Below are 24,888 nucleotides of genomic sequence, written 5' to 3'. Positions count from 1 at the left end.
ATATTGTTGTGTAGGGGTAATGACAATGAATGGTTAATCAAATGTTATTTATTGGCAACGGTATTGTACTCACATTTTAATGAAATGTGAGGTGTTGGTATGATCTGGCTAAAATTGGTAGGGCCAATTGGCGGAGTGAGGGCAACAAAGAGAAGTGAAACGGCAATGGCATGATGCCATTGCCTTTGATGTCGGGAGTATTGTTACTTCATTACCACTGGAAGCCAGCACCAATGGCTGCAGAGTAATCGCCCTGGCTGTTGCTGGTTCCTTGCAATTTATACACCCAGCCCCCGCTTTCACTTACCATGGAGACACCAATGGCGACGGCACTTTCACCATTAAACGTACCCCCAGCAATCGAGGTCATGTTGGCTCCCGGTGCGTAAGCTTGTGGAAGACCAGCCATGGCCATTGCTGAGGCAATACCGCCGCTCATCTTGTTTTCTACTCCTTTGATTTTACTGTTCATTTCACCCATTTTTTGATCGGTATAGGTGTTTGCTTCTTCTACGCTGCGTTTCAATTGCGCATAGTTCACCGCATCCGTATCGTTCACCGCCGCTGAAACATTGCCGATCCGAGTGGTACCGCCACTCCCGTCTCCCAGGTTGAGCACACTGTAGTTAACCGAGCCATCGGTATTGGTTTCATAACGAACGGAACCTGCTTCTGAAGCTTTCAGTTGCGCCACATTAACCGCGTCAGTGTTGTTCACCCCTGCGGCAACATTGGTAATACGACGTTGTTGAGTAGAAGAGCCGACAGACACCGTATTCGCTTCATCTGCGACTGAATTTGTACCTAACGCCACGCTGTTTTCAGCAGCCGCAATAGATCCGGAACCTATCGCGACGCTGTCCGTACCTTGGGCATTTGCATCTACGCCATCGGTGTTGGTCTTGAAGTACTTGGTGCTCCCCGTAGTGACAATATCGCCGACAGAATTTTCGATATTGGTGACACGGGTATCAAGGCTACTCACCTGCGTATTCAGGTTATTGATGCTTTCGGTATTTGCGGCAACGTGGCTGTCGGTGACTTTCAATTGACCAACGTTTACGGCATCGGTGTCTGCGCTTCCTGCTGCAACATTGGTGATCTGCCGCTGGCCATCTCCACTGCCTACAGAAACTTCGCCCACCGACGTTTGTGGCGTATCCATGTTGTAAGCGGTATAGCTGCTTTGTGCGCCGACGGTGGTTTGTGAATTGCTGCCGAGCGCGATACTGTTGGCGTGATTTACCTGTGCGCTTGAACCAATGGCTATGCCGTTGAAGGCAGATTGCTCCACAACTGCGCCATAGCCAATACCGACTCCTGAATCGCCATTGACGATGGTTTTAGCGCCGACGGCAATCGCGTTTTCACCCACAGCCAGGGAATCTCCCTCATCCGAGTTGGCATGGAAATATTGTGTCGGCGTTGTTGAAACGGCGGCGATAGCATTTTGTAACTGACGAACTGTTACTGCATCTTGTGCTTCAGAGCCGTCCGCAACGTTGGTAATTTGACGATAGCTTTCTCCATCCGTCCCCAATGACAACGCGCCCAGCAACTCTCTGTCTGTTGTATCGTAACCAATGACGACGCCATCGCTTGTTACGCTCGTTGCTTGTATGCCTGATGAAATAGCGCGGTTTGATGTAGATCCGCTACCCAGCGCAATACCTGTATCAATTGTGCTGCTGCTATTTTTACCCAAAGCGAGACTGCTAACACCTGATGCAACTGCATTGTAACCAACTGCCGTTGCACCTACGCCAGAAGCATGTGCGTCATCTTCAGCTAACCCGGTGTCGTTAGTGCGAATATATTTCACACCAGTACCGTTGTCGGTGATGTAGGTTTCGCTGGTATCACCAGCTAAATTGGAAATAACTTCATTATTCAGTGCGATTAATTGGTTTGTTTCATACAACTGAGCGCCATTAACGGCGTCAGTACTGTCACTGGCGATTTCACCTGCTGCTACATTGGTTATCTTATTGGTACCGCTGGTACCGTGGCTGGCGCTGAACGCACCCTCTTCGTCATCCCAGCTCAGTGCATCGGTACCAAGGTTGGTGATGGACGTATTGATATCCGCGATAGCAGAGGTGTTTTGATCTACCTTCTGGTTGGTTTCATACAACTGTGAGCCGTTTACCGCGTCGGTACTGTCCTCAGAAAGCACCCCGGCGGCGACATTGGTTATTTTACTGGTACTTTCACCGTGGTTTGCGCTGAAAGCTCCGATGTCTTCGTCCCATAACAGAGCGTTATCAGTGAGGCCGGTAATGGACGTATTAATGTCGGAGACAGAAGTATTCAGGTTCTCAATCGCGGTGCTGTTCTGAGTGATGTTGGTGGTATTGGCGGCGATATCGGTCGTGTTCTGATCCACTTTCTCATTGGTTTCGAACAACTGCGAGCCGTTAACCGCGTCGGTACTGCTCTCAGAAAGGTCCCCGGCAGCAACGTTGGTGATTTTGTTTGCCGTACTACTTCCGTGGCTGGCAGAGAACGAACTCGTTGTTTCATCCCAGCTCAGTGCATCAGTGCTAAGGTTGGTGATCGTCGTATTGATATCTGCAATATCTGATGTGTTTTGATCTACTTTCTGGTTGGTTTCATATAACTGTGAGCCGTTCACCGCGTCTGTACTGTCTTCAGAAAGATCGCCGGCGGCGACATTAATGATTTTGCTGGCGCTTCCGTTGCGGTTAGCGTTGAATGCGCCAGAGGCTGCATCCCACAAAAGGGCATCGTCAGTGAGCGTGGTGACTGAGTCGCTCAGGTTGTTGATATTGGTGGTGTTGGTGGCGATATCAGTGGTGTTTTGGTTGATGCTGTCGGTATTGATGGTGATATCAGCAGTGTTCTGATCCACTTTCTCATTTGTATCAAACAACTGGGAGCCGTTAACGGCATCGGTGCTGTCCGCGGCCAGGGTGCCTGCCGCCAGATTGGTGATCTTGCTGGCACTTCCGTTGTGCTTAGCACTGAATGCACCAGAGTCAGCATCCCACAGTAGGGCATCATCGGTGAGCGTGGTAACAGCGTCGCTCAGGTTATTGATATTGGTAGTGTTGGTGGCGATATCAGTGGTGTTCTGATTGATGCTGGTCGTATTAGCGGCGATATCGGTTGTGTTCTGGTTAATGCTGTCGGTATTGGCGGTAATATTGGCAGTGTTTTGGTTGATGCTGTCGGTATTGGTGGTGATATCAGCAGTGTTCTGATCCACTTTCTCATTTGTATCAAACAACTGGGAGCCGTTAACGGCATCGGTGCTGTCCGCGGTCAGGGAGCCTGCCGCCAGATTGGTGATCTTGCTGGCGCTTCCCGCGTGGTTAGCGCTGAATGCGCTTGCGCTGTCATCCCACAACAACGCGTCATCGGCTAACCCTGCGACAGAGGCCTCTGTATTCGTGATAGAAGTGTTAAGTGCGCTTAACGCACTGCCTACGTTATTGTAGATGCCTGTGCCTACCTCGTAGAGGGGCGCATTTACTGTACCATCAGAATTAACGGAAGCTCCTCCGCCGAGTCGGTCGGCGACGGATTGACTTAAAGAATAAATTTGCGCACCTGTGACTGCATCTGTACTGCTGGAATTGATGTCGCCTTTAGCAACGTAGGTGATCTGCCGCTGCGTGGTGCTGTTACCCACGGCGACGGAATTGTCTTCCTGGGCGGTAGAGCCTGCGCCAAGAGCAACTGAGTTGGTGCCTATCGCTTTTGCGCCATTACCAAATGCAGTGCTGTCGTCGCCGCTCGCAGTGGATTGATTGCCTAATGCAACGGATGTAGCTCCGCTCGCAGTGGCTTTATTACCTAATGCAACCGATTTTTCACCGCTCGAATTGGCATTAACACCCATTGCCATTGAATAACTTCCCGCGGCTGAAGATGAGGCACCCATCGCAATGGCACGGTTGCCGGTTGAGCTTGCTTTTACGCCGAGCGCTAGCGAAGAGTCACCGGATGAATCACTGTATGAACCAATAGCGGTACTCCATTTCCCCATCGCGGAGGCGTGATAACCCATCGCGGCGCTTGCGCCATCAACGTTGGTGTAAGTATTTGCTGTGGCATCGGTACCAATTGCAATCCACCCTGTTCCTCCTGTCTGGGTACCCGTTGGAGTAACGCCATCGCCAGTATCTTTACCTGCATTGGCCAATACATCCGCAGAAACCATAATACTGCTAAGACCGATGAGTGCGGAAACCGCCAGCTTTCTACGGCCGCTTTTTTTCCCGCGGCTTTTTGCGGTTTCACTGGTGACAATAAATGTTCCCGTAGCGGCATTCCAGAGGACTTTAAATATTCTGTTCATGGATAAGTGCTTTCCTTTTCTAAAATAGTTGTATCAATAGCTATTATTTTTTGGGCTTCTTTTTTGTATCGTTAATAGGTTGTGTGCTTTCGAAAATAACATTCTTCATGTTAATGCCTATTTTTAGATACTTAAGATTATTGGGCGATACGCCTTTTAATGTCAGCGTGACATTGGTCCATGCTCCCGGTAAGAGTTCGATTGTCGAATCCATTTGCGTGTTGAGCAGGAGTTGTCGCCAGCGAGGTAGATCTTTTGCCTCGGAAGGTTTTTTCGTACCCCACGTCATATTAAACGCCAGGTTTGATACGGGAACGCTGAGTAAGTTAACCAAATCAAGATGAATAACACTTCCATCATCTATTGGCTCAATAGATAAAATACGCCCGGCTAATCCAATATTGCCGTTGTTAATAATAAAATAGTGCGTTTGTGATGGGTCCAGTTCTGTGTAGTCGAATAGTCGTTGTTTACGTTCAATGCGGCCAACGACTTCGGCGACCTTTTGGGTCGCCTGGATAAGCGTAGTTTGTTGTTTTTCTAAAAGGTCTATCTTTGCTTCTTGTTCTTTTTGCTGTTTTTTTAGTTCTTCGACAAGGTGTTTATCTGCAAAGTAATCACAACCAGATAACAAGAATGTGAATCCCAAAACAATCAGGGGAATGAGTTTTCCATTTTTGTGCATATAAAATATCCTTATTAATTACTAATGTAGTATTAATAGTTAATCTATTATTTATACAGCTAACTCATCATCCTGCGAGTATTGTCAATAACCCGTTAATACATGGTTATAATGAACACATTCATTGCTTTTATAGGATTGAGCCATTGCTCGATAATTTTAATTAATTACCCATAGCAATGCCTTATAAAAATATAATCATAATATTTATGTATGGGGCATTGTTTTATAGATGATAATGTTATTTAATTTTGTGGGTCAATTATATTCTGCGGGTCATGAGAAAAGTGGAAGAAAAAATTCATTGTATAAATACAAATGGACATGGTGGAGTAATTTATTTTCATGAAAAGCAGGGAGGGCCGTTAAAAATGAACTTGTATATAAGCGGTGTAAATATTTATGGGGAAAAATTCGGAATATAGCCCGATGCTCTCAAGACACCCGCTGTACGACGGGTGTCTTGAGAGCCTGTGATACGAGAGTGTTTAGAACTCGTTCTTCGCAAAGCCAGTCATCTCTTTCAGGCCCATTTCACGGCCAAGCTCGGTCATCGGGTGGACGACGATCAGGCCGCGCACGCTTTTCTTCAGTTTGCCCATGTCAGCCTGCTCTTTTTTGGTGATGGCCCGACGGAACGGAAGTTTTGTCAGCTTTTGCGCTTCTTTGCTCAGTTTCTGGCCGTGAACTTCACGCAGGCGTGCGATCTCGGCTTCCAGAGTTTCTTTCTCTTTTTCCAGCTCGGCGTATTTGTCGGCGGCTTCAACCAGGGACAGGTCTGCCTGCTGGTGGCGAATAGCGTCCAGACGATCGCTCAGGCGTTTAATTTCGTTTTTTTCGACTTCTTTCATAGGATAGCTTCTGATAAAAATAGGATGAATGCCCTATAGTATGCGCGCAGAGCGGGATTATTCACAACTGCTCGAAGATAAATAATCAAATACCGTAAGTATTAATTAGCTAATGATAATGTTACTACATTGATTAACAAGGAATTTTAAGCGATAAGATCGACCGTGGTGCTTTTTATTGGCGTGTTCGTGGTGAAGCACGTTTTCCTCAATATAAACACCCAACTGATCCTAAACTTAAATGATCAACCGCACAGGCTGAGCGCGGTTAATACATGGAGGAGGGAAGATTATGGCGAAAATAGGTGAGAACGTTTCAATCCTGATTGATAAAACTGTCGATTTTATGGCTTCAAGCCAGGCTTTTCGCGAATATTTGAATAAAACACCGCCGCGCAACGTTGTCCCTTCAGAAATACCGCAGGAAAACGCGCAGCTGTATCTGCAACGTCTGGCGTACTATCGGCAGCTGTATCGACCGCAGCAGGAAGAGAAATAAGCAAGCATCGTCTTATTTTTGAAAGGCTTTTTTTAAGCTGATTTTAGAAATCAGCTCGGTCAGGGAAAGGACCATGGTGGATCGTACCATCTGCTGGTAACGCTGGATCTGCATGGCATGCAAACCAGAGTCTGAGGTATCAAACTGGGGTGGCGGCGGGAGTGCCGTCACGCAGTGAAGTTCACCAAACGGTCCAAGAATTTCGTCGTCGGTGAATGCGTATTCGTTGCCGTCGTGATTCAGCTCCTCCCGCAGCGCCATCAGCAGCTCCGCATCTTCGTACTCCGGGCGACTGAGTACGCCCAGGCCGTAGATTAACTTCAGACGAACGGAAAGATCGCCCAACGGACCATCGCCGTCTAGCAGCGGTTCTACGGCGTATTTCACCGCATAGTCGTCTTTGCGAAATACCTGAAGCACAAGGATATTCACCGCCTCGGTGAGCAGTTCTACGGCGGTGATGAGGAAGCTGCGTACGGTTTTGCCAGCATTCAGACGCTCAAGCACACGATTTTCAAAGGCCTGCGTTTGTTCCATTATTGCCTGCATATCTGACAATCTATTATTCAGGCGCAGGATATCCTGCGCCAGGTCCTGCATCATTTCTTTGCGTTATACGCGTTAACAGCCTCAAGCACGACATCACTATTGGCATCCAGCCCGGAAACTTGCGCCAGCGCGGCCTGTGGGCCTTTTTCGTCAATCAGCGCGGCCAGTTCCTGTGCCTGCGGATCTTCTTCGCTGCGATAGTGCATCGCTGCCGCAATACCGGTAACCAGATTCGCATGCGGCAAACCATATTCCAGCGTACCCAGCAGTGGTTTAATCAGGCGGTCGCCTGCGCTCAGCTTACGCAGCGGCTGACGACCCACGCGCTCAACGTCATCTTTCAGATACGGGTTTTCAAAACGACCGAGGATTTTCTGAATGTATGCCGCATGTTTTGCTGCATCAAAGCCATAGCGTTTGATCAGTACCGCGCCGCTCTCTTCCATCGCACCTTTTACCACTGCGCGGATTTTCTCGTCGAGAATCGCGTCACGGATGGTCTGATGACCGGTCAATTTTCCGAGGTACGCGGTTATAGCATGCCCGGTGTTCAGCGTGAAGAGTTTACGTTCGACAAATGCCATCAGGTTATCAGTTAATTCCATTCCTGGGATATTTGGCAGTTCACCTTTGAACTGTGTTTTGTCGACAATCCACTCACTGAAGGTTTCGACGGTAACTTCCAGCGGATCGTTGGTTGCTGAAGCTGAAGGCGGAACAATGCGGTCCACGGCAGAATCGACAAAGCCAACATGTTCTTCAACCCAGGCTTTATCTTCATCTGCTAACGCGTTCATTACATGGCCTTTCAACTGGGTCGTTCCGCGCACCATGTTTTCACAAGCGATGATATTTAGCGGAGTAGCGATGCCCTGCGCCTTGCGTTTAACCAGTCCTTTGGCGATGGCTGGAGCGATACGCTCAAGTACAATCGGACCGACGGCGGTAGTGACTAAATCTACGTGGGCAATCAGTTCAACAACATCATCGCCGATGCTGCTTACAGCGTTGACGCCGGAGACGGTATCAACCTGCTCATTTTCACCCACGACATGAACCTGATAGCTATGACGGGCATTCAGGGCATCGAGCACGACCTGATTTACATCCGCGAACGTCAGCTGTATCCCCGCGTCCGCCAGCAGTTTGCCGATAAAGCCACGACCGATATTACCTGCGCCAAAATGTAATGCTTTCATAGTATTAACCTTCATTAATGTTTTTACCCAAGAGGGCTGGGGTGAGGGACTGCATTGATTTCCCCTCAACCTAACCCTCTCCACAAGGGAGAGGATATCGCCTTCATATTTCGAACTGCAGATGCGTTGGCTCTCCTCGCTCACCCCAGTCACGTACTTATGTACGCTCCTGGGGATTCACTGCGTTGCCGCCTTCCTGCAGCTCGAACTATTTTGGGGATACTTAACTGTTAAGCTTTTTTACCTGCCAGCAGTTCCAGAACTTCATCCACGCTGGTGGTATGGGCCAGACGTTCGATCACGGATTCATCATCCAGAGCGTTGGTCAGGCTGGTAATCACCTGGATGTGCTCGTTGTTACGCGCTGCGATACCAATAACCAGACGGGCAATATCGTCTTCTTCTTCACCGAAGCGAACGCCTTCCGGGTACTGGCAGAACACCACACCGGTTTTCAGCACGCGGTCTTTGGCTTCAACCGTACCGTGCGGTACTGCGATGGACTCACCCAGGTAAGTCGGGGTCAGTTTTTCGCGGTCCAGCATCGCCTCGACGTATTCTGGCTCAACGTAACCGCCTTTCACCAGTTGCTCACCAGCAAAGCGAATCGCTTCTTCTTTGTTAGCCGCTTTACGGCCAAGGAAGATGTTCTCCGCACCCAGTTTGAACAGGTGGGTATCACCCTCTTCAAAGCTGTCTTTCAGGTGGTCGCGAACTTTCTCCTCGTTCACGTTGTGGCGCTGCGCAGCGACCAGACGTTCGGTCAGGTTGGAGTACAGACCGCTGTCGAGGAAGTTGGTCAGCGAAATGTGCTGTGCCTGAGGCACCTGGCGCATCGCGCGTTCGGTCAGGTCACGGTGGGTAATGACCAGATCCACATCCGGCGGCAGATTGTTAATCGCGCTGTTAGTGACGGAAATCTGAGACAGCCCTGCATCCTGCACTTTCTTACGTAGTACGCCCGCACCCATGGCGCTGGAACCCATACCGGCATCGCAGGCAACGATGATTTTACGCACATGGCTCAGGTCGTTGGTTACATCGCCAGCCGCCAGCGGAGATGCGCCTTTGGATTCCGCTTTCATGTCGTGCATACGACGGGTTGCGGCATCAATGTCATCATCTTCTTTCACTTTGCTGGTTTTCAGCAGAATGGCTGAGACCACAAAGGAGACTGCCATAGCCGCACAGATAGCAGCGATGTTAGCGAAGTAAGCTCCCTTAGGTGTCATTGCCAGCACGGCCAGGATAGAACCCGGAGACGCCGGAGAAACCAGACCGCCGTTCAGGATAGTCAGGGTAAATACGCCAGTCATACCGCCGAGAATAACGGCCAGGATCAGGCGCGGGTTCATCAGCACGTACGGGAAGTAAATTTCGTGGATACCACCCAGGAAGTGGATGATAGCCGCGCCGCCTGCAGACTGCTTAGCGCTGCCGCGACCGAAGAACATGTACGCCAGCAGCACACCCATACCCGGACCTGGGTTAGCTTCAATCAGGAAGAAGATGGATTTGCCCATCTCATGGGACTGCTGAATACCCAGCGGTGAGAAAATACCGTGGTTAATGGCGTTGTTGAGGAACAGGATTTTCGCCGGTTCAACGAAAATCGATGCCAGCGGCAGCATGTCATGGACAACCATGAAGTTAACGCCTGCCGCCAGAATTTTGGACAGTGCTTCAACCAATGGACCAATGCCAAGGAATGCCAGAATGGCGAGGATCATACCGATGATGCCAGCGGAGAAGTTATTCACCAGCATCTCAAAACCGGATTTGATCTTACCGTCTACCCAGTTGTCGAAGTGTTTGATCGCCCAGCCGCCCAGTGGACCTGCAATCATCGCGCCGAGGAACATTGGCATGTCCGCACCGACGATAACGCCCATGGTGGTGATTGCACCAACTACGCCGCCACGCTCGCCGCCAACCAGTTTACCACCGGTATAACCGATCAGTAGCGGCAGCAGATAGGTGATCATCGGGCCGACCAGCTTCGCCAGCGTTTCGTTCGGCAACCACCCTGTCGGAATGAATAATGCGGTGATAATACCCCACGCGATAAACGCGCCGATATTTGGCATCACCATGTTGCTGAGGAATCGACCAAAGCTTTGCACCTTGATCTTAATATCGGATGACATAAAAACACCCCTTCTTATGTTTGCTATCACGCAGGCTGAAAGCCCGAGGTTTGTTAATGTAGCGGCAGGAGGTAGCCGGACCCTGTAGATACTGCGAAATCTGGCACTGAATCGTTCAACTGTCCAGTCGACGGCCTTTTATGTGACATTCGTCACGTAAATATAGGGTGTATGGCGTTAGTTAATGTGATTTTCATCACAAAATACCGGTACAAAAAAACATCGCAGTGCAATAATTCGCTGAAAATGAGGATTAAATGTGAAGTGATTCACATTTTTGCTTTCCTTGTTTGTTGGATTTTTGTGATGTGAATCGCAAAGTATTTTCATCTGAAATTTATCAGATGTGATCTGCGGCAGGTTCTACCCCCGACATTTTTTATTGCAAAACAAAGCAACTTCTCACCAGAAAAAATATTTATTTTGTGGTATGGCAAAAACCCTTAACTCCAGTTATGTTCAAAACATCAGCCAGGGTGCATACGGCTGCCGGCATAAAAAAACTCTAATTAGCGTGAATTCGAGGCAGGTATGTTTCTAAATTATTTCGCGTTGGGCGTGCTGATCTTCGTTTTTCTGGTTCTGTTTTACGGAATCATCGCCATTCACGATATTCCCTATAACATGGCTAAAAAACGTAACCATCCCCATGCCGATGCCATCCATACTGCAGGATGGGTGAGCTTGTTCACTCTTCATGTTATTTGGCCGTTCCTGTGGATCTGGGCCACGCTCTACCAGCCTGAAAAGGGATGGGGAATGCAGTCACACATCACACCGACCGGAAAGGAGTCAGACCCTGAGATTGCCGCGCTGGCTGCGCGAATCACCCAGTTGGAAAAAAGACTGGATGGGGAGAAAAAAACCGATAACTCCACCTTTCCGGAGATTTAATCATGGATTTGTTGATAGTCCTGACCTATGTGGCCTTTGCCTGGGCCATCTTTAAAATATTCCGTATTCCGGTAAACCAATGGACGCTTGCTACCGCTGCATTAGGTGGGGTGTTCATTGTTGCTGGATTGATTTTATTAATGAACTATAACCACCCGTATACCTTTACGGCGCAAAAAGCGGTTATTTCAATTCCGGTCACTCCGCAAGTCACAGGAATTGTTAGTGAGGTAACGGATAAAAATAATCAGCTAATTAAAAAAGGCGATGTGCTGTTTAAGCTCGATCCGGTACGGTATCAGGCGCGTGTCGACAGGCTGCAGGCTGATCTGGTTACCGCTACGCACAACATCGACAACCTGAAAGCACAGTTGTCGGAAGCGGTCGCCAATACCACCCGTGTATCTGCTGAACGTGACCGTCTGTATAAAGATTATCAACGCTATTTGAAAGGCAGTCAGGCGAAGGTTAATCCGTTCTCTGAAAGCGATATCGATAACGCCCGGCAAAACTATCTGGCACAGGATGCGCTGGTCAAAGGCTCTGTTGCAGAACAGACGCAGATTCAGAGCCAATTAGACAGTATGGTCAACGGTGAGCAATCTCAGGTTGCGTCCCTACGTGCCCAGCTTGCCGAGGCTAAATACAATCTTGAACAGACGGTAGTTCGTGCCCCCAGCAACGGTTATGCCACGCAGATTTTAATTCGTCCGGGGACTTACGCAGCAGCATTACCTTTGCGTCCGGTAATGGTGTTTATTCCTGAGCAAAAACGGCAAATCGTGGCGCAATTCCGCCAGAACTCGCTGCTGCGCCTTAAACCGGGCGATGAAGCGGAAGTGGTGTTTAATGCGCTGCCTGGCCAGGTTTTCACCGGCAAGCTGACCAGTATTCTTCCGGTCGTTCCGGGCGGTTCTTATCAGGCGCAGGGCGCATTACAGTCCTTAACGGTGGTGCCGGGTACCGATGGCGTGCTGGCCACGATTGAGCTGGATCCGAATGCCGATGTGGATGCGCTGCCGGACGGTATCTATGCTCAGGTTGCAGTCTATTCCGACCATTTCGCCCACGTGTCGGTAATGCGTAAAGTACTGCTGCGCATGACCAGTTGGATGCATTACCTTTATTTGGATCATTGAGACTGCCATCACCTGCCATTTTCAGTGACCTGAGCCATACTAAGCGGTGTCCCACTATCGTTGGGCACCGCTTTTTTGTTGGCAAAAAGGACCCGGCATGAAACTCATTGGCAGCTATACCAGCCCTTTTGTGCGTAAAATTTCTATTCTGTTACTGGAAAAGGGCATCACCTTCGAATTTGTGAATGAACTCCCCTATAACGCGGATAGCGGCGTGGCGCGCTATAACCCGTTAGGTAAAGTACCCGCGTTGGTCACCGATGCGGGCGAGTATTGGTTTGATTCTCCTATCATTGCGGAATATATAGAGCTACTGGATATTGCACCAGCCATGCTGCCGCGTGATCCGCTGGCTGCGCTGAAGGTACGCCAGTTGGAAGCGTTGGCAGACGGCATTATGGATGCCGGTTTAGTTTCGGTGCGCGAACAGGCTCGCCCTGCCGCGCAGCAGTCAGAAACTGAATTGTTACGTCAGCGTGAGAAGATCACCCGTAGTCTGGATGTGCTGGAAGGCTATCTGGCGGATGGTACGCTGAAAACGGATACGGTTAACCTGGCAACCATTGCGATTGCCTGCGCCGTCGGTTATCTCAATTTCCGTCGGGTTGCGCCCGGTTGGTGTGTTGATCGCCCCCGTCTGGTCAAACTGGTGGAAACGCTCTTTCAACGCGAGAGTTTTGCCCGTACAGAACCGCCAAAGGCTTGATGCGTATTATGTCCGCCTGAGCAAAGTCACGGTACAATCCTGCCTATATCGATATCCCTCTCCACGGTGGAGAGGGCCACCAACAGCCAGGCCCTTTCATGACAACCGACATGCGTTCACTCTACAGCCAGCTTCCTGCTATCGATCGTTTATTGCGCGATAGCGCCTTCCCAGCCTTACGTGAATCTCACGGCCATACCCGGGTGGTTGACCTGCTGCGTCACATGCTCGATGAAGCCAGAGAAGCTATTCGCGACACGCACGCGCTCCCGGAATGGTGTGAGGACTGGGCGCAAGAAGCCAGCGCCCGGCTTGAACGAGAATCGCAAAGCGCGCTACGCCCGGTGATTAACCTGACCGGAACGGTGCTGCATACCAACCTTGGGCGCGCGTCGCAGGCCGAAGAAGCAATTGAAGCGGTGGTACAGGCGATGCGCACGCCGGTGACGCTGGAATATAGTCTGGATGATGCCGGGCGGGGACATCGGGATCGGGCCCTGGCGGATTTACTCTGCCGTCTGACGGGGGCGGAAGATGCCTGTATCGTCAATAACAATGCGGCAGCTGTTCTACTGATGCTGGCCGCCACGGCGAACGGCAAAGAGGTGGTTGTTTCTCGCGGCGAGCTGGTGGAAATTGGCGGCGCGTTTCGTATTCCGGACGTCATGTGTCAGGCCGGATGCATTTTGCGTGAGGTGGGGACCACCAACCGGACCCATGCGAAAGATTACCGCCAGGCGGTGAATGAAAACACCGGTCTGCTGATGAAAGTGCATACCAGTAATTACAGCATTGAAGGCTTCACAAAGTCGGTGGATGAGGCGGAGCTGGCCGTAATTGGGCAGGAACTGGATGTACCGGTGGTGGCGGATCTGGGCAGTGGTTCGCTGGTCGATCTCAGCCAGTATGGTTTGCCGCAGGAGCCGATGCCGCAGCAACTGATTGCCGCTGGCGTCAGTCTGGTGAGTTTCTCCGGCGATAAACTGCTGGGCGGGCCGCAGGCTGGGATAATTGTCGGTAAAAAAGAGATGATCGCTCGTTTGCAGAGCCATCCGCTGAAACGCGCATTACGGGCAGATAAAATGACACTGGCTGCGCTGGAAGCTACGCTACGGCTCTATCTGCACCCGGAAGCACTGGCGGAGAAGTTGCCCACATTGCGCCAGCTCATCCGCTCACAAGAAGCGATCCACGCGCAGGCACAGCAATTACAGGCACAGCTTGCAGAGCATTACGGTGATGAGTTCGCCCTGAATGTGATGCCTTGCCTGTCGCAGATTGGCAGCGGCTCACTACCTGTTGATAGGCTGCCCAGCGCGGCGCTAACCTTTACCCCACATGACGGGCGCGGGAGCCGCCTTGAAGCGTTGGCAGCCCGTTGGCGTACGCTGCCCGTGCCGGTTATTGGGCGAATTTATGATGGCCGCTTATGGCTGGATCTGCGCTGCCTTGAAGACGAGACCCGGTTTATGGAGATGATGCTGAAATGATTATTGCAACCGCCGGACACGTTGACCACGGAAAAACAACGTTATTACAGGCGATTACCGGTGTGAATGCCGACCGTCTGCCGGAAGAAAAAAAGCGCGGCATGACCATCGATCTCGGCTATGCCTACTGGCCGCAGCCGGATGGGCGGGTGCTGGGGTTTATCGACGTTCCTGGACACGAAAAGTTTCTGTCCAACATGTTGGCGGGGGTCGGCGGCATCGATCACGCGTTGCTGGTGGTGGCGTGTGATGATGGCGTAATGGCGCAAACCCGTGAGCATTTGCAAATTCTGCAGCTGACGGGCAATCCGCAGATCACCGTGGCACTCACGAAAGCCGACCGCGTAGACGAAGCAAGAATTGAAGAGGTGCGTGCGGAGATTCAGGCCACGCTGGGGAATTATGGTTTCGCGGAGTCGGTGCTTTTCGTCACTGCGGCCAGCGAAGGCCGTGGCATCGAGGAACTGCGTGACCATTTGTTGCAATTAACGTCGCGCGAGCATGCCCACGATCACAGCTTCCGCCTGGCGATTGACCGCGCCTTTACGGTCAAAGGCGCAGGACTGGTGGTAACCGGGACGGCGCTCAGCGGTGAAGTGAATGTCGGTGACACGCTGTGGCTCACGGGCGTCAACAAACCGATGCGCGTACGTAGCCTGCATGCACAAAATCAGGCCACCGACCGCGCGCAAGCGGGACAACGTATTGCGCTGAATATTGCCGGCGATGCGCAAAAAGAAGAACTAAACCGCGGCGACTGGCTGCTTTCCGATGCGCCGCCAGAGGCTTTTACCCGCGTGATTGTTTCTTTAGAACATGCCGTGCCGCTGATGCAGTGGCAACCGTTGCATATTCACCACGCGGCCAGCCATGTCACCGGGCGCATCTCTCTGCTTGAAGGGACACTAGCTGAACTGGTGTTTGATACACCACTCTGGCTTGCTGATAACGACCGTCTGGTGCTGCGTGATATTTCTGCCCGCACAACGCTGGCAGGTGCACGTGTTGTGACGCTTAATCCGCCGCGACGCGGAAAGCGTAAGCCGGAATATTTGCAGTGGCTGTCGGCGCTGGAAAACGCGCAGACTGACGGTGACGCTCTGGCGCTGCACCTGACGCGTGGGGCGGTGAATATTCCTGACTTTGCCTGGGCGCGTCAGCTCAATGGCAATGGTATGCGTCCGTTGATTGAGCAACATGGATTTATTCAGGCGGGATACAGCCTGTTGAATGCCCCCGTTGCCGCGCGCTGGCAGCGGAAAGTTCTCGATACGCTGGCGACCTACCATGAGCAGCACCGTGATGAACCAGGGCCCGGGCGCGAGCGCCTGCGCCGTATGGCTTTGCCGATGGAAGACGAAGCGCTGGTATTGCTGTTAATTGAAAAGATGCGCGAGAGTGGCGCTATTCATAGCCATCATGGCTGGTTGCATTTGCCGGAACATAAGGCGGGTTTCAGCGATGAGCAGTTGGCAATCTGGCAAAAGGTAGAACCACTTTTTGGCGATGAGCCGTGGTGGGTGCGCGATTTGGCAAAACAGACGGGAACGGATGAACAGATGATGCGTGTGGCGTTACGACAAGCGGCACAGCAAGGCATCATTACCGCGATCGTGAAAGATCGTTATTACCGTAACGATCGGATTGTGGCCTTTGCCAATATGATCCGCGAACTGGATCAGGAAAGGGGATCGACATGTGCCGCCGATTTTCGCGACAGGCTTAACGTTGGGCGCAAATTGGCTATCCAAATTCTGGAATATTTTGACCGCATTGGTTTTACTCGCCGTCGGGGAAATGATCATTTATTACGCGATGCATTGCTGTTCCCTGAAAAATAATGAAACAATTAATTCATGGATTAAATGAATTAATACAAAATAGATGTTGATTGAAATAAGCACATTAGATTATGAACCTAATGTGCTTTTTAATTGTAAGTGTTATTAAAATAACAACCACGATCATATTTTGTTGGAAATTTCACTCGTATGCTTCCTACCTCTTTAGAGTAATTAAGGATCGTACAATGGCTGCTTCAACATTTTTTATTCCTTCCGTGAATGTAATCGGCGCTGACGCATTAAAAGACGCAATGAATACAATGGCGGAATATGGTTTTCGCCGTACGCTGATTGTTACGGATGCCATGCTGACGAAATTAGGTATGGCTGGCGATATTCAAAAAGCGCTACAGGAACATGATATTTCCAGCGTAATTTACGATGGTACGCATCCTAACCCCACGACCAGTAACGTTGCCGCTGGCCTGAAAATGCTGAAAGAAAATGACTGTGATAGCGTTATTTCTCTCGGCGGCGGCTCTCCTCACGATTGTGCGAAGGGCATTGCGCTGGTGGCGGCTAACGGTGGCGATATTCGTGACTACGAAGGCGTAGACCGCTCTGCAAAACCGCAACTGCCGATGATCGCCATCAACACCACGGCGGGTACGGCATCTGAAATGACCCGCTTCTGCATCATCACTGATGAAGTACGCCACATTAAAATGGCGATTGTGGATAAGCATGTTACACCGCTGCTGTCCGTCAATGACTCCTCGCTGATGGTCGGTATGCCGAAGTCTCTGACGGCGGCTACCGGTATGGATGCGCTGACTCACGCTATCGAAGCCTATGTTTCTATTGCTGCGACCCCCATTACCGATGCGTGCGCGCTTAAAGCCGTCACCATGATTGCGGAAAACCTGCCGGTCGCCGTGGAAGAGGGCAGCAATGCTCAGGCGCGCGAAGCCATGGCCTATGCGCAGTTCCTCGCAGGCATGGCCTTTAACAATGCCTCTCTGGGATACGTGCATGCGATGGCGCACCAGTTGGGTGGCTTCTACGATCTGCCACACGGAGTATGTAATGCCGTACTGCTGCCGCATGTACAGGTATTTAATAGCAAAGTTGCTGCCGCCCGCCTGCGCGATTGCGCCTCGGCAATGGGTGTGAACGTTGCAGGTCTGAGCGAAGAGCAAGGGGCAGAAGCCTGCATCGCGGCGATCCGTGAACTGGCGCAGAAAGTGAATATTCCGGCTGGGCTGCGTGAGCTGAACGTGAAAGAAGAAGATTTTGCCGTTCTGGCGACTAATGCCCTGAAAGACGCCTGTGGTTTCACTAACCCGATTCAGGCGACACATGAAGAAATCATGGCGATTTATCGTGCTGCCATGTAATTCGTGATACTTGTCGTAAAGCAGTAAAAGGCTGGCGAATAATTCGCCAGTCCCGTCTACCCTTGTAGTACCCCTACAGCAAGGAGACGGTCATGACCAATAACCCCCCTTCAACGCGTATTTATCCCGGCGAGTATGGTTACCCTCTGAAGTTAAAAGCCCGATACGATAACTTTATCGGCGGTGACTGGATCGCACCGGTGGACGGTGAGTATTACCAAAACCTGACGCCGGTAACCGGGCAATTACTGTGCGAAGTGGCCTCTTCCGGCAAAAAGGACATCGATTTGGCACTGGATGCCGCGCACAAAGCAAAAGACAAATGGGCGCAGACTTCCGTGCAGGACAGGGCGGCGATTTTGTTCAAAATTGCCGATCGTATGGAGCAAAATCTGGAGCTGCTGGCGACGGCTGAAACCTGGGATAACGGTAAACCCATCCGTGAAACCAGCGCGGCAGATGTGCCGCTGGCGATTGACCATTTCCGCTATTTCGCGTCCTGTATTCGTGCACAGGAAGGGGGAATAAGCGAAGTTGATAGCGATACCGTGGCGTATCACTTCCATGAACCTCTTGGCGTGGTGGGGCAAATTATCCCGTGGAACTTCCCGCTGTTGATGGCCAGTTGGAAGATGGCGCCCGCCCTGGCTGCCGGTAACTGTGTCGTGCTTAAACCTGCGCGTCTGACGCCGCTGTCCGTGTTGTTGCTGATGGAAGTTGTCGGCGATCTGCTCCCGCCTGGCGTGGTGAACGTGGTAAACGGCGCGGGAGGGGAAATCGGTGAGTATCTGGCGACGTCAAAACGCATTGCAAAAGTGGCGTTTACCGGCTCAACGGAAGTTGGGCAGCAGATCATGCAGTACGCCACGCAGAACATTATCCCTGTCACGCTGGAGCTGGGCGGGAAATCCCCCAATATCTTCTTCGCGGACGTGATGGATGAAGAAGATGCGTTCTTTGACAAAGCGCTGGAAGGTTTTGCATTGTTTGCCTTCAACCAGGGCGAAGTATGTACCTGCCCGAGTCGGGCGCTGGTACAAGAATCCATTTACGAACGTTTTATGGAAAGAGCCATACGTCGGGTGGAAAGTATCCGTAGCGGCAACCCGTTAGACAGCGTGACGCAAATGGGTGCGCAGGTGTCGCATGGTCAACTGGAAACCATTCTGAATTACATCGACATTGGTAAAAAAGAAGGGGCAGATGTTCTCACCGGCGGGCGGCGCAAGCAGCTGGATGGCGAGTTAAAAGAGGGGTACTACCTCGAACCGACTATTCTGTTTGGTAAGAACAACATGCGGGTTTTCCAGGAGGAGATCTTCGGACCGGTGCTGGCCGTCACGACCTTCAAAACTATGGAGGAAGCGCTGGAAATCGCTAATGACACCCAATATGGGCTTGGCGCTGGTGTCTGGAGTCGAAACGGAAATCTGGCTTACAAAATGGGGCGTGGGATTCAGGCGGGGCGAGTTTGGACCAACTGTTACCATGCTTACCCGGCGCATGCGGCGTTCGGCGGCTACAAGCAGTCGGGTATCGGGCGCGAGACGCATAAGATGATGCTTGAGCATTATCAGCAAACCAAATGCCTGTTAGTGAGCTACTCTGATAAACCACTGGGGCTGTTTTAATTTCACGTCACCTACTGCCCGGTTGCGTTTAGCGTACCGGGCATCAAGTTATGTCCTCAGGTAAGTGGCTGGGGTGAACGAACGCAGCCAACAAAGAAGCAGCTCGAAAGACGACGGGTATATAGAAACCCATATATCGTTATATAAATAAGATAATTGCATCCAATCTGGTCATTCCAATACTATTATCAACTCTATTGTTTAAATCAAATTGCATCCGAATTCCTTAATTTAAATCCCTGAGGCAAATATGTTCCTTAATTATTTTGCATTAGGAGTGCTTATTTTTGTATTCCTGGTCATTTTTTACGGGATTATTATTCTGCATGATATTCCCTATCTAATTGCAAAGAAACGTAACCATCCTCATGCCGACGCAATACATGTTGCGGGTTGGGTTAGTTTGTTTACCTTACATGTTATTTGGCCCTTTTTATGGATCTGGGCAACGCTTTATCGCCCGGAACGCGGGTGGGGCATGCAGAGCGCGGATTCTTCCCTGATCCAGCTTCAGGCAAGGGTTGCGGATCTGGAAAAGAAACTGGGTGAGGCCAAGACCTCTCCGGCGGAGTAATATCGATGGATTTACTGATTGTTCTGACCTATGTGGCGTGTGCATGGTCAATATTTAAAATTTTTAAAATTCCTGTAAATAAATGGACAGTTCCTACCGCGGCATTAGGCGGTATATTCATTGTTTGCGGACTTATATTACTGATGAATTATAACCATCCGTATACATTTAAGGCACAAAAAGCGGTAATTTCTATTCCCGTGGTGCCGCAGGTAACGGGTGTAGTGACAGAAGTGACGGATAAGAAGAATACGCTAATCAAAAAAGGCGAGGTTCTGTTTAAGCTTAATCCAGGGCGTTATCAGGCGCGGGTCGATCGCCTGAAGGCTGATATTGTCACCGCACAGCATAAAGAGCAGGCTCTGGTTGCGCAGTTAGACGAAATGAAAGCCAACACGCAGCGGGCAAAGGCCACGCGTGACAAACTGGCAAAAGATTACCAGCGCTATGCGCAGGGGAGTCAGGCGAAGGTGAATCCTTTTTCTGAACGCGATATCGACGCGGCGCGCCAAAACTACCTGGCGCAGGAAGCCTCGGTGAAATCCTCCGTTGCAGAACAACAGCAAATTCAGAGCCAGTTGGACAGCCTGGTACTAGGTGAGAATTCGCAAATTGCCAGCCTGAAAGCACAGCTAGCGGAAGCAGAGTTCAACCTGGACCAGACCGTGGTTCGCGCGCCCAGCGATGGTTACGTCACTCAGGTGCTGATGCGCCCAGGAACCTATGCCGCCGCGCTGCCGATGCGCCCGGTCATGGTATTCATCCCGGATCAGAAACGACAAATTATCGCCCAGTTCCGTCAAAACTCGTTGTTGCGACTGGAGCCAGGCGATGAAGCGGAAGTGGTGTTTAATGCCCTGCCGGGTAAGGTGTTTAGCGGTAAACTGGCAGCTATTAGTCCGGCAGTACCGGGTGGTACATACCAGTCGAACGGGGCACTGCAATCTTTAAACTCTACGCCTGGTTCGGAAGGGGTAATCGCCACGATTGAGCTGAACGATAATGCGGATGTGAACGCATTACCTGATGGGATCTACGCCCAGGTCGCCGTTTACTCTGACCACTTCGAACATGTGTCGGTCATGCGCAAGGTGTTGCTGCGGATGACCAGTTGGGTGCATTACCTGTACCTCGACCACTAGCGCAGGCTATTTCGCTTACTCAGGCTGTCGTATCGCCTGAGCAAGCTGCTGACGTATCTCCGCGAGCATTGCATCGAGAATATACTGCACTCGCCAGGGCTGGTATTCACGCTTGCGGAAAATCGCCACTAAATCCAGCCACCATTCATGTTGCTCCGAGAAACACGGGACCAGCATCTCGGAACGACAATCTCTTTGCACACTTTCATTTGGCGCAAAAACAATCCCCAAATGATTACGTGCCAGCGCCAGTGCGGATTGTGTATTGTCGCAGATGTAATTTCCCGTCACACGATAGTCGCGCATCTTTTTGTCTTCAGCAGAATTGAATCGCCAAATGTTGGCATCATCAATCATCATAGAATCAATTAGAATGCAGGAATGGTTGACTAATTCATCAGGACTACTAATAGGTTTCTTGGTGAGATATTCCCGACTGGCAAAAGCAATAACCGCATATTTAGTGATGAAACTGGCGACCAGTGATTCATCTTTAGGATGAGCATAGGAAAGTAAAATATCACAATCGTCAGGAAAGTCGACGCCTTCATAAAATGCTTTGCGATCCAGGTTATAGGTTTTTAGCACCAGACTGATATCGCCAATATTCATTATTTTTGCAATAACATGTTGCGATAAGTAAGCAATAATTCCGGTTGGTGCATATACCGTTACTTTGCCACGTTTCTCGTGCTTATAATCAGCAATGAAATTATTTAACTGCTCATTTCTGTCTAACATGTCATTGATGTAAGGAAGTAACGCAATACCAAACGGCGTGAGGGTCAGTTGTCGGGTGGTGCGGTCAAATACCTTTAGCCCCACTTTTGATTCAAAATCAGCAAGATACTTACTTACGTTGGCCTGAGCAATGCCGAGAACAGTAGCGGCATGGCTGATATTTTCACTGGCAGCAATTACCGAAATAATCTTCAGTTCCCGGTGTTTAAGTTGTAATTTATTCATCGCCAAGCCCAATATATATAATTTTATATATATTACTATATAAATATGAACCTTGCACCGATGAAATTGTAAGCATTATTATGCACCCGCTTTGTAGCTTATTTTAAAATGGAATGTTGGCATGTTAATTAAACACAATATTGAGGTGCTGCTCGCCTTTTCTTTTATGGCGAGTGCAACTGCCGCAGAATTTTCTATTGGCGCTGGCGCTGTATATAATGAATCACCTTATCGCGGGTATAATGATAATGTTCACGCAGTACCGCTTGTCAGTTATGAAAGTGAATCATTTTATTTTAGGCAAACAACGCTAGGTTATATTTTGTCTAAGAGTGAAAGTAATGAATTTAGTATTACTGCCTCTTATATGCCGCTTGAGTTTGATCCCGGCGACAATGACGATCACGCGATGAAAACGCTGGATAAGCGTGACGCAACTGCAATGGCGGGTGCCGCGTGGTATCACCATGAAAGATGGGGTAGCGTGAAAGTCTCCGCTGCTGCGGATGTGCTGGACAACAGTAATGGCTGGGTAGGGGAAGTTTCACTGTTCCGTCCAATGCCGATGGGCAAGCTGACGCTGACGCCATCAATTGGCGTGCTCTACTATGACGAAAAATTCAATGAATACTACTACGGCATTTCGGGTAATGAGTCCCGTCGTAGTGGTTTATCAAGCTATTCCCCAGGCGATAGCTGGACACCGTATGTTGGCCTGTCCGCTAAATACGCATTAACCGCTAACCTGACGCTGCTGGCAAGCGCCAACTATAGCGCACTGCCGGATGACATTAAAAATAGCCCGATGGTTGATCGTGATGACAGCTTCACCTTTATGTCCGGTCTGACCTGGCGTTTCTGATTCTCACCCGTTTGTCCTCAGGGAGGAGGGCAATCTTTTCATGAGACATTGACGGATGGGGGCTAACCGCCGCCATCCGCCTAATTATTACTGCTCGTTTATCCAGATACGCATTTCGCCTTCACCACGGTTCGCCCAGCTAAACCACGGAATAAACGTCAACGTATGCGCCTGGCGCGAAGCTGGGGAAACATCGTAGTGCCACAACGATTGTTGTGCTGCATCGGCAGTACTTTGCTTCACGCCTTCAGCCTGAATTAACATTTTATGGCTGAACAATCCCTTACCCTCGAATACTCTGAAATCACTCTCTTTTGGCAACCACAGGTTATGCAATTCCTCACCGTTGTCGGCCTGCTCCAGGCAATACACCAGCGGTCCACGCTGAATGGCGACCTTACCGGCGACATGACGCACTAATGGATTTCCGTATACCCGACGCACCGGCATTGGCAGGGTCAGACTGAGCGTATCGCCTTCCTGCCAGGTTCGGCTGATGTGCAAATAGCCTTTGCGAATATCCTGCTCAACTGGCTGACCATTCAGCAAAACCTGCGGTGCGGTGCACCAGTCTGGCAGGCGCAGGGCCAGGGTGTGATATATCGACTGCGGTGATTCGATGGCGATTTTCACCTGCTCATGCCATGGATAATCCCCGCTAATGCGCAGCTTGAGCGAGCCATCCGCCACGGGGACTTCCATGCTATTGCCCACGTACATATTGATATACAGCGCGTCCTGACGTGGTGTGTAGATGTAATGACCAATAGAGGTGAGTACGCGGGCGATATTCGGCGGGCAACAGGCGCAGCCAAACCAGCGCTGACGAACGGGTTTCACGTGGTCATAAATATGATTGAATTTTAATGATTTAGGATGCACTTCCAGCGGGTTCACATAGAAGAAGTGCTTGCCATCGAGCGCCATCCCGCCCAATACGGTGTTATACAGGGCGCGCTCCATCACGTCGGCATACTGGCTGTCTGCCTCCATCTCCAGCATTCTGCGGGCGAACATCATTAGACCGATTGAGGCGCAGCTTTCCGCATACACGGAGTCGTTAGGCAGATCGTAATCGCTGCTAAACGCCTCGCCGCTGCTTTGTGAACCGATCCCGCCGGTAATGTACAACTGACGCTGGGCCATGTTTTTCCACAGACGCAGGCAATCCTGACGCTTGCCTTCGTCCTGACTCAAGCGTGCCAGATGCGCCACGCCGGTCATCAGATAAACAAAACGTACTGCATGACCGATCGCCGTTTGCTGTTCTGAAATGGGCTGATGAGCCTGGCTATAGGGTTTATCCTTCACCATCCATGCCGGGCCGTAAGTATGCCAGTAAGAGGTTTGGCCGCGTTTTTCGTACTCTTCGTCATAGAAATGGGGTTGCGTGCCGCGCTGTTCCACAAAGTAATTTACCAGCGCCATATAGCGTGGTTGCTGGGTCACTTCGTATAAGCGCATTAACGCCAGCTCAATTTCCGGGTGTCCCGGATAGCCGCGCAGTTGATTATCACCAAGCCCGAAAACGTTATCGATGTGGTCTGCCAGACGGCACACTACATCTAAAAGACGACGTTTTCCCGTCGCCTGAAAGAACGCGACGCCTGCTTCGATCAAATGACCTGCACAGTACAACTCATGACACTCGGCGAGGTTAGTCCAGCGTTCATCCGGGGCTTTCACTGTAAAGTATGTATTGAGATAGCCGTCTTCACACTGCGCAGCGGCCACCAACTCGATGACCTCATCTGCGGTTTTCTCAAGTTCCGCATCAGGTTTCTGGCACAGGGACCAGGCGACTGCCTCCAGCCATTTCGCTACGTCGCTATCCTGAAAAACCATGCCGTAAAATTCGCCATCCTGCAGTCCTGCGGCGATACGAAAGTTCTCTATTGCATGACTTGGTTCCGCCTCTGCAATGCGGTCATTCAGCGCATCCCACTGGTAGGGGATCACTACATCACGGACCAACTGTTGGTATTGTCCGAGGAACGGATCGCTGACGGTGAGCTTATGCAGGTCGACTTCCAGTACGTTCATTTCGTG

General features: G+C 50.5%; 19 protein-coding genes. 11 read left to right on the top strand and 8 right to left on the bottom strand.

Features of this window, described 5'->3' with window-relative positions; translation table 11 throughout:
• Window positions 1–211 precede the first annotated feature (211 nt).
• The 3 genes from sadA to OGY13_RS23040 form a co-directional block, all read right to left on the bottom strand.
• Window positions 212–4,324 carry a trimeric autotransporter adhesin SadA gene (sadA, locus tag OGY13_RS23050; RefSeq protein WP_213752139.1) on the bottom strand — a complete coding sequence of 1,371 codons (4,113 nt, stop codon included), beginning with the start codon at window positions 4,322–4,324 and terminating at the stop codon, window positions 212–214.
• A gap of 43 nt (window positions 4,325–4,367) precedes the next feature.
• The gene (locus OGY13_RS23045; RefSeq protein ID WP_213752138.1) at window positions 4,368–5,009 is read right to left on the bottom strand and encodes a SadB/YajI family lipoprotein; all 642 of its coding nucleotides are present in this window, start codon (window positions 5,007–5,009) and stop codon (window positions 4,368–4,370) included.
• A gap of 488 nt (window positions 5,010–5,497) precedes the next feature.
• The gene (locus OGY13_RS23040; RefSeq protein WP_071446115.1) at window positions 5,498–5,860 is read right to left on the bottom strand and encodes a YibL family ribosome-associated protein; all 363 of its coding nucleotides are present in this window, start codon (window positions 5,858–5,860) and stop codon (window positions 5,498–5,500) included.
• A gap of 292 nt (window positions 5,861–6,152) precedes the next feature.
• Here OGY13_RS23040 and OGY13_RS23035 point away from each other — a divergent pair, with 292 nt between their 5' ends.
• Complete coding sequence (locus tag OGY13_RS23035) at window positions 6,153–6,359, top strand: hypothetical protein (protein ID WP_032945348.1); 207 nt, start codon at window positions 6,153–6,155, stop codon at window positions 6,357–6,359.
• 12 nt (window positions 6,360–6,371) lie between these two features.
• Here the strand turns inward: OGY13_RS23035 and mtlR are convergent, their stop codons facing one another.
• The 3 genes from mtlR to mtlA form a co-directional block, all read right to left on the bottom strand.
• Window positions 6,372–6,959, bottom strand: a complete 588-nt coding sequence (gene mtlR / locus OGY13_RS23030) for a mannitol operon repressor MtlR (RefSeq protein WP_003024179.1) — start codon at window positions 6,957–6,959, stop codon at window positions 6,372–6,374.
• Window positions 6,959–8,107 carry a mannitol-1-phosphate 5-dehydrogenase gene (gene mtlD, locus OGY13_RS23025; protein WP_128611262.1) on the bottom strand — a complete coding sequence of 383 codons (1,149 nt, stop codon included), beginning with the start codon at window positions 8,105–8,107 and terminating at the stop codon, window positions 6,959–6,961. The genes mtlR and mtlD overlap by 1 nt, the downstream gene beginning before the upstream one ends.
• Window positions 8,108–8,337: 230 nt before the next feature.
• Complete coding sequence (gene mtlA / locus OGY13_RS23020) at window positions 8,338–10,254, bottom strand: PTS mannitol transporter subunit IICBA (RefSeq protein WP_003827337.1); 1,917 nt, start codon at window positions 10,252–10,254, stop codon at window positions 8,338–8,340.
• 531 nt (window positions 10,255–10,785) lie between these two features.
• On the opposite strand from mtlA, the gene OGY13_RS23015 reads away from it, so the two are divergent.
• From OGY13_RS23015 to OGY13_RS22975, 9 genes are all read left to right on the top strand, one after another.
• Complete coding sequence (locus OGY13_RS23015) at window positions 10,786–11,148, top strand: DUF3302 domain-containing protein (RefSeq protein WP_003827338.1); 363 nt, start codon at window positions 10,786–10,788, stop codon at window positions 11,146–11,148.
• A 2-nt stretch (window positions 11,149–11,150) separates the two neighbouring features.
• Entirely contained in the window at window positions 11,151–12,287 is a 1,137-nt protein-coding gene (locus OGY13_RS23010; protein WP_003827339.1) for an HlyD family secretion protein, read from the top strand.
• 97 nt (window positions 12,288–12,384) lie between these two features.
• Complete coding sequence (locus tag OGY13_RS23005) at window positions 12,385–12,993, top strand: glutathione S-transferase (RefSeq protein ID WP_008786453.1); 609 nt, start codon at window positions 12,385–12,387, stop codon at window positions 12,991–12,993.
• Between the two features lie 98 nt (window positions 12,994–13,091).
• Window positions 13,092–14,483 (top strand): L-seryl-tRNA(Sec) selenium transferase, encoded by a 1,392-nt coding sequence (selA, locus tag OGY13_RS23000; protein ID WP_213752137.1) that lies wholly within the window; start codon window positions 13,092–13,094, stop codon window positions 14,481–14,483.
• Window positions 14,480–16,324, top strand: coding sequence for a selenocysteine-specific translation elongation factor (gene selB, locus OGY13_RS22995; protein ID WP_286593906.1), 1,845 nt, complete (start codon window positions 14,480–14,482; stop codon window positions 16,322–16,324). The genes selA and selB overlap by 4 nt, the downstream gene beginning before the upstream one ends.
• A gap of 188 nt (window positions 16,325–16,512) precedes the next feature.
• Entirely contained in the window at window positions 16,513–17,664 is a 1,152-nt protein-coding gene (gene yiaY, locus OGY13_RS22990; RefSeq protein WP_057066864.1) for an L-threonine dehydrogenase, read from the top strand.
• A gap of 92 nt (window positions 17,665–17,756) precedes the next feature.
• Complete coding sequence (aldB, locus tag OGY13_RS22985) at window positions 17,757–19,295, top strand: aldehyde dehydrogenase AldB (protein WP_008786449.1); 1,539 nt, start codon at window positions 17,757–17,759, stop codon at window positions 19,293–19,295.
• 250 nt (window positions 19,296–19,545) lie between these two features.
• On the top strand, window positions 19,546–19,869 hold the full coding sequence (locus OGY13_RS22980) for a DUF3302 domain-containing protein (protein WP_003024200.1): 324 nt from the start codon (window positions 19,546–19,548) through the stop codon (window positions 19,867–19,869).
• Between the two features lie 5 nt (window positions 19,870–19,874).
• Window positions 19,875–21,011 (top strand): HlyD family secretion protein, encoded by a 1,137-nt coding sequence (locus OGY13_RS22975; RefSeq protein WP_003827345.1) that lies wholly within the window; start codon window positions 19,875–19,877, stop codon window positions 21,009–21,011.
• A 15-nt stretch (window positions 21,012–21,026) separates the two neighbouring features.
• On the opposite strand, the gene OGY13_RS22970 is transcribed toward OGY13_RS22975, so the two are convergent.
• Window positions 21,027–21,977: a LysR family transcriptional regulator gene (locus OGY13_RS22970; RefSeq protein WP_213753141.1), complete on the bottom strand. Its 951-nt coding sequence runs from the start codon at window positions 21,975–21,977 to the stop codon at window positions 21,027–21,029.
• A gap of 121 nt (window positions 21,978–22,098) precedes the next feature.
• Between OGY13_RS22970 and OGY13_RS22965 the strand changes: the two genes are divergently transcribed.
• On the top strand, window positions 22,099–22,839 hold the full coding sequence (locus OGY13_RS22965) for a MipA/OmpV family protein (protein WP_286637883.1): 741 nt from the start codon (window positions 22,099–22,101) through the stop codon (window positions 22,837–22,839).
• A gap of 87 nt (window positions 22,840–22,926) precedes the next feature.
• On the opposite strand, the gene OGY13_RS22960 is transcribed toward OGY13_RS22965, so the two are convergent.
• On the bottom strand, window positions 22,927–24,882 hold the full coding sequence (locus OGY13_RS22960; RefSeq protein WP_213752463.1) for a glycoside hydrolase family 127 protein: 1,956 nt from the start codon (window positions 24,880–24,882) through the stop codon (window positions 22,927–22,929).
• Between the last annotated feature and the right edge of the window lie 6 nt (window positions 24,883–24,888).

The organism is Citrobacter sp. Cpo045 (assembly GCF_030332875.1).
GTDB classification, from domain to species: domain Bacteria; phylum Pseudomonadota; class Gammaproteobacteria; order Enterobacterales; family Enterobacteriaceae; genus Citrobacter; species Citrobacter portucalensis.
This window is presented reverse-complemented; position numbering and strand designations above follow the sequence as displayed.

What these genes read in the sequence shown, in the direction of transcription:
- sadA (WP_213752139.1), bottom strand. Translation starts at nt 4,324, where the DNA reads ATGAACAGAATATTTAAAGTCCTCTGGAATGCCGCTACGGGAACATTT.
- OGY13_RS23045 (WP_213752138.1), bottom strand. Translation starts at nt 5,009, where the DNA reads ATGCACAAAAATGGAAAACTCATTCCCCTGATTGTTTTGGGATTCACA.
- OGY13_RS23040 (WP_071446115.1), bottom strand. Translation starts at nt 5,860, where the DNA reads ATGAAAGAAGTCGAAAAAAACGAAATTAAACGCCTGAGCGATCGTCTG.
- OGY13_RS23035 (WP_032945348.1), top strand. Translation starts at nt 6,153, where the DNA reads ATGGCGAAAATAGGTGAGAACGTTTCAATCCTGATTGATAAAACTGTC.
- mtlR (WP_003024179.1), bottom strand. Translation starts at nt 6,959, where the DNA reads ATGCAGGACCTGGCGCAGGATATCCTGCGCCTGAATAATAGATTGTCA.
- mtlD (WP_128611262.1), bottom strand. Translation starts at nt 8,107, where the DNA reads ATGAAAGCATTACATTTTGGCGCAGGTAATATCGGTCGTGGCTTTATC.
- mtlA (WP_003827337.1), bottom strand. Translation starts at nt 10,254, where the DNA reads ATGTCATCCGATATTAAGATCAAGGTGCAAAGCTTTGGTCGATTCCTC.
- OGY13_RS23015 (WP_003827338.1), top strand. Translation starts at nt 10,786, where the DNA reads ATGTTTCTAAATTATTTCGCGTTGGGCGTGCTGATCTTCGTTTTTCTG.
- OGY13_RS23010 (WP_003827339.1), top strand. Translation starts at nt 11,151, where the DNA reads ATGGATTTGTTGATAGTCCTGACCTATGTGGCCTTTGCCTGGGCCATC.
- OGY13_RS23005 (WP_008786453.1), top strand. Translation starts at nt 12,385, where the DNA reads ATGAAACTCATTGGCAGCTATACCAGCCCTTTTGTGCGTAAAATTTCT.
- selA (WP_213752137.1), top strand. Translation starts at nt 13,092, where the DNA reads ATGACAACCGACATGCGTTCACTCTACAGCCAGCTTCCTGCTATCGAT.
- selB (WP_286593906.1), top strand. Translation starts at nt 14,480, where the DNA reads ATGATTATTGCAACCGCCGGACACGTTGACCACGGAAAAACAACGTTA.
- yiaY (WP_057066864.1), top strand. Translation starts at nt 16,513, where the DNA reads ATGGCTGCTTCAACATTTTTTATTCCTTCCGTGAATGTAATCGGCGCT.
- aldB (WP_008786449.1), top strand. Translation starts at nt 17,757, where the DNA reads ATGACCAATAACCCCCCTTCAACGCGTATTTATCCCGGCGAGTATGGT.
- OGY13_RS22980 (WP_003024200.1), top strand. Translation starts at nt 19,546, where the DNA reads ATGTTCCTTAATTATTTTGCATTAGGAGTGCTTATTTTTGTATTCCTG.
- OGY13_RS22975 (WP_003827345.1), top strand. Translation starts at nt 19,875, where the DNA reads ATGGATTTACTGATTGTTCTGACCTATGTGGCGTGTGCATGGTCAATA.
- OGY13_RS22970 (WP_213753141.1), bottom strand. Translation starts at nt 21,977, where the DNA reads ATGAATAAATTACAACTTAAACACCGGGAACTGAAGATTATTTCGGTA.
- OGY13_RS22965 (WP_286637883.1), top strand. Translation starts at nt 22,099, where the DNA reads ATGTTAATTAAACACAATATTGAGGTGCTGCTCGCCTTTTCTTTTATG.
- OGY13_RS22960 (WP_213752463.1), bottom strand. Translation starts at nt 24,882, where the DNA reads ATGAACGTACTGGAAGTCGACCTGCATAAGCTCACCGTCAGCGATCCG.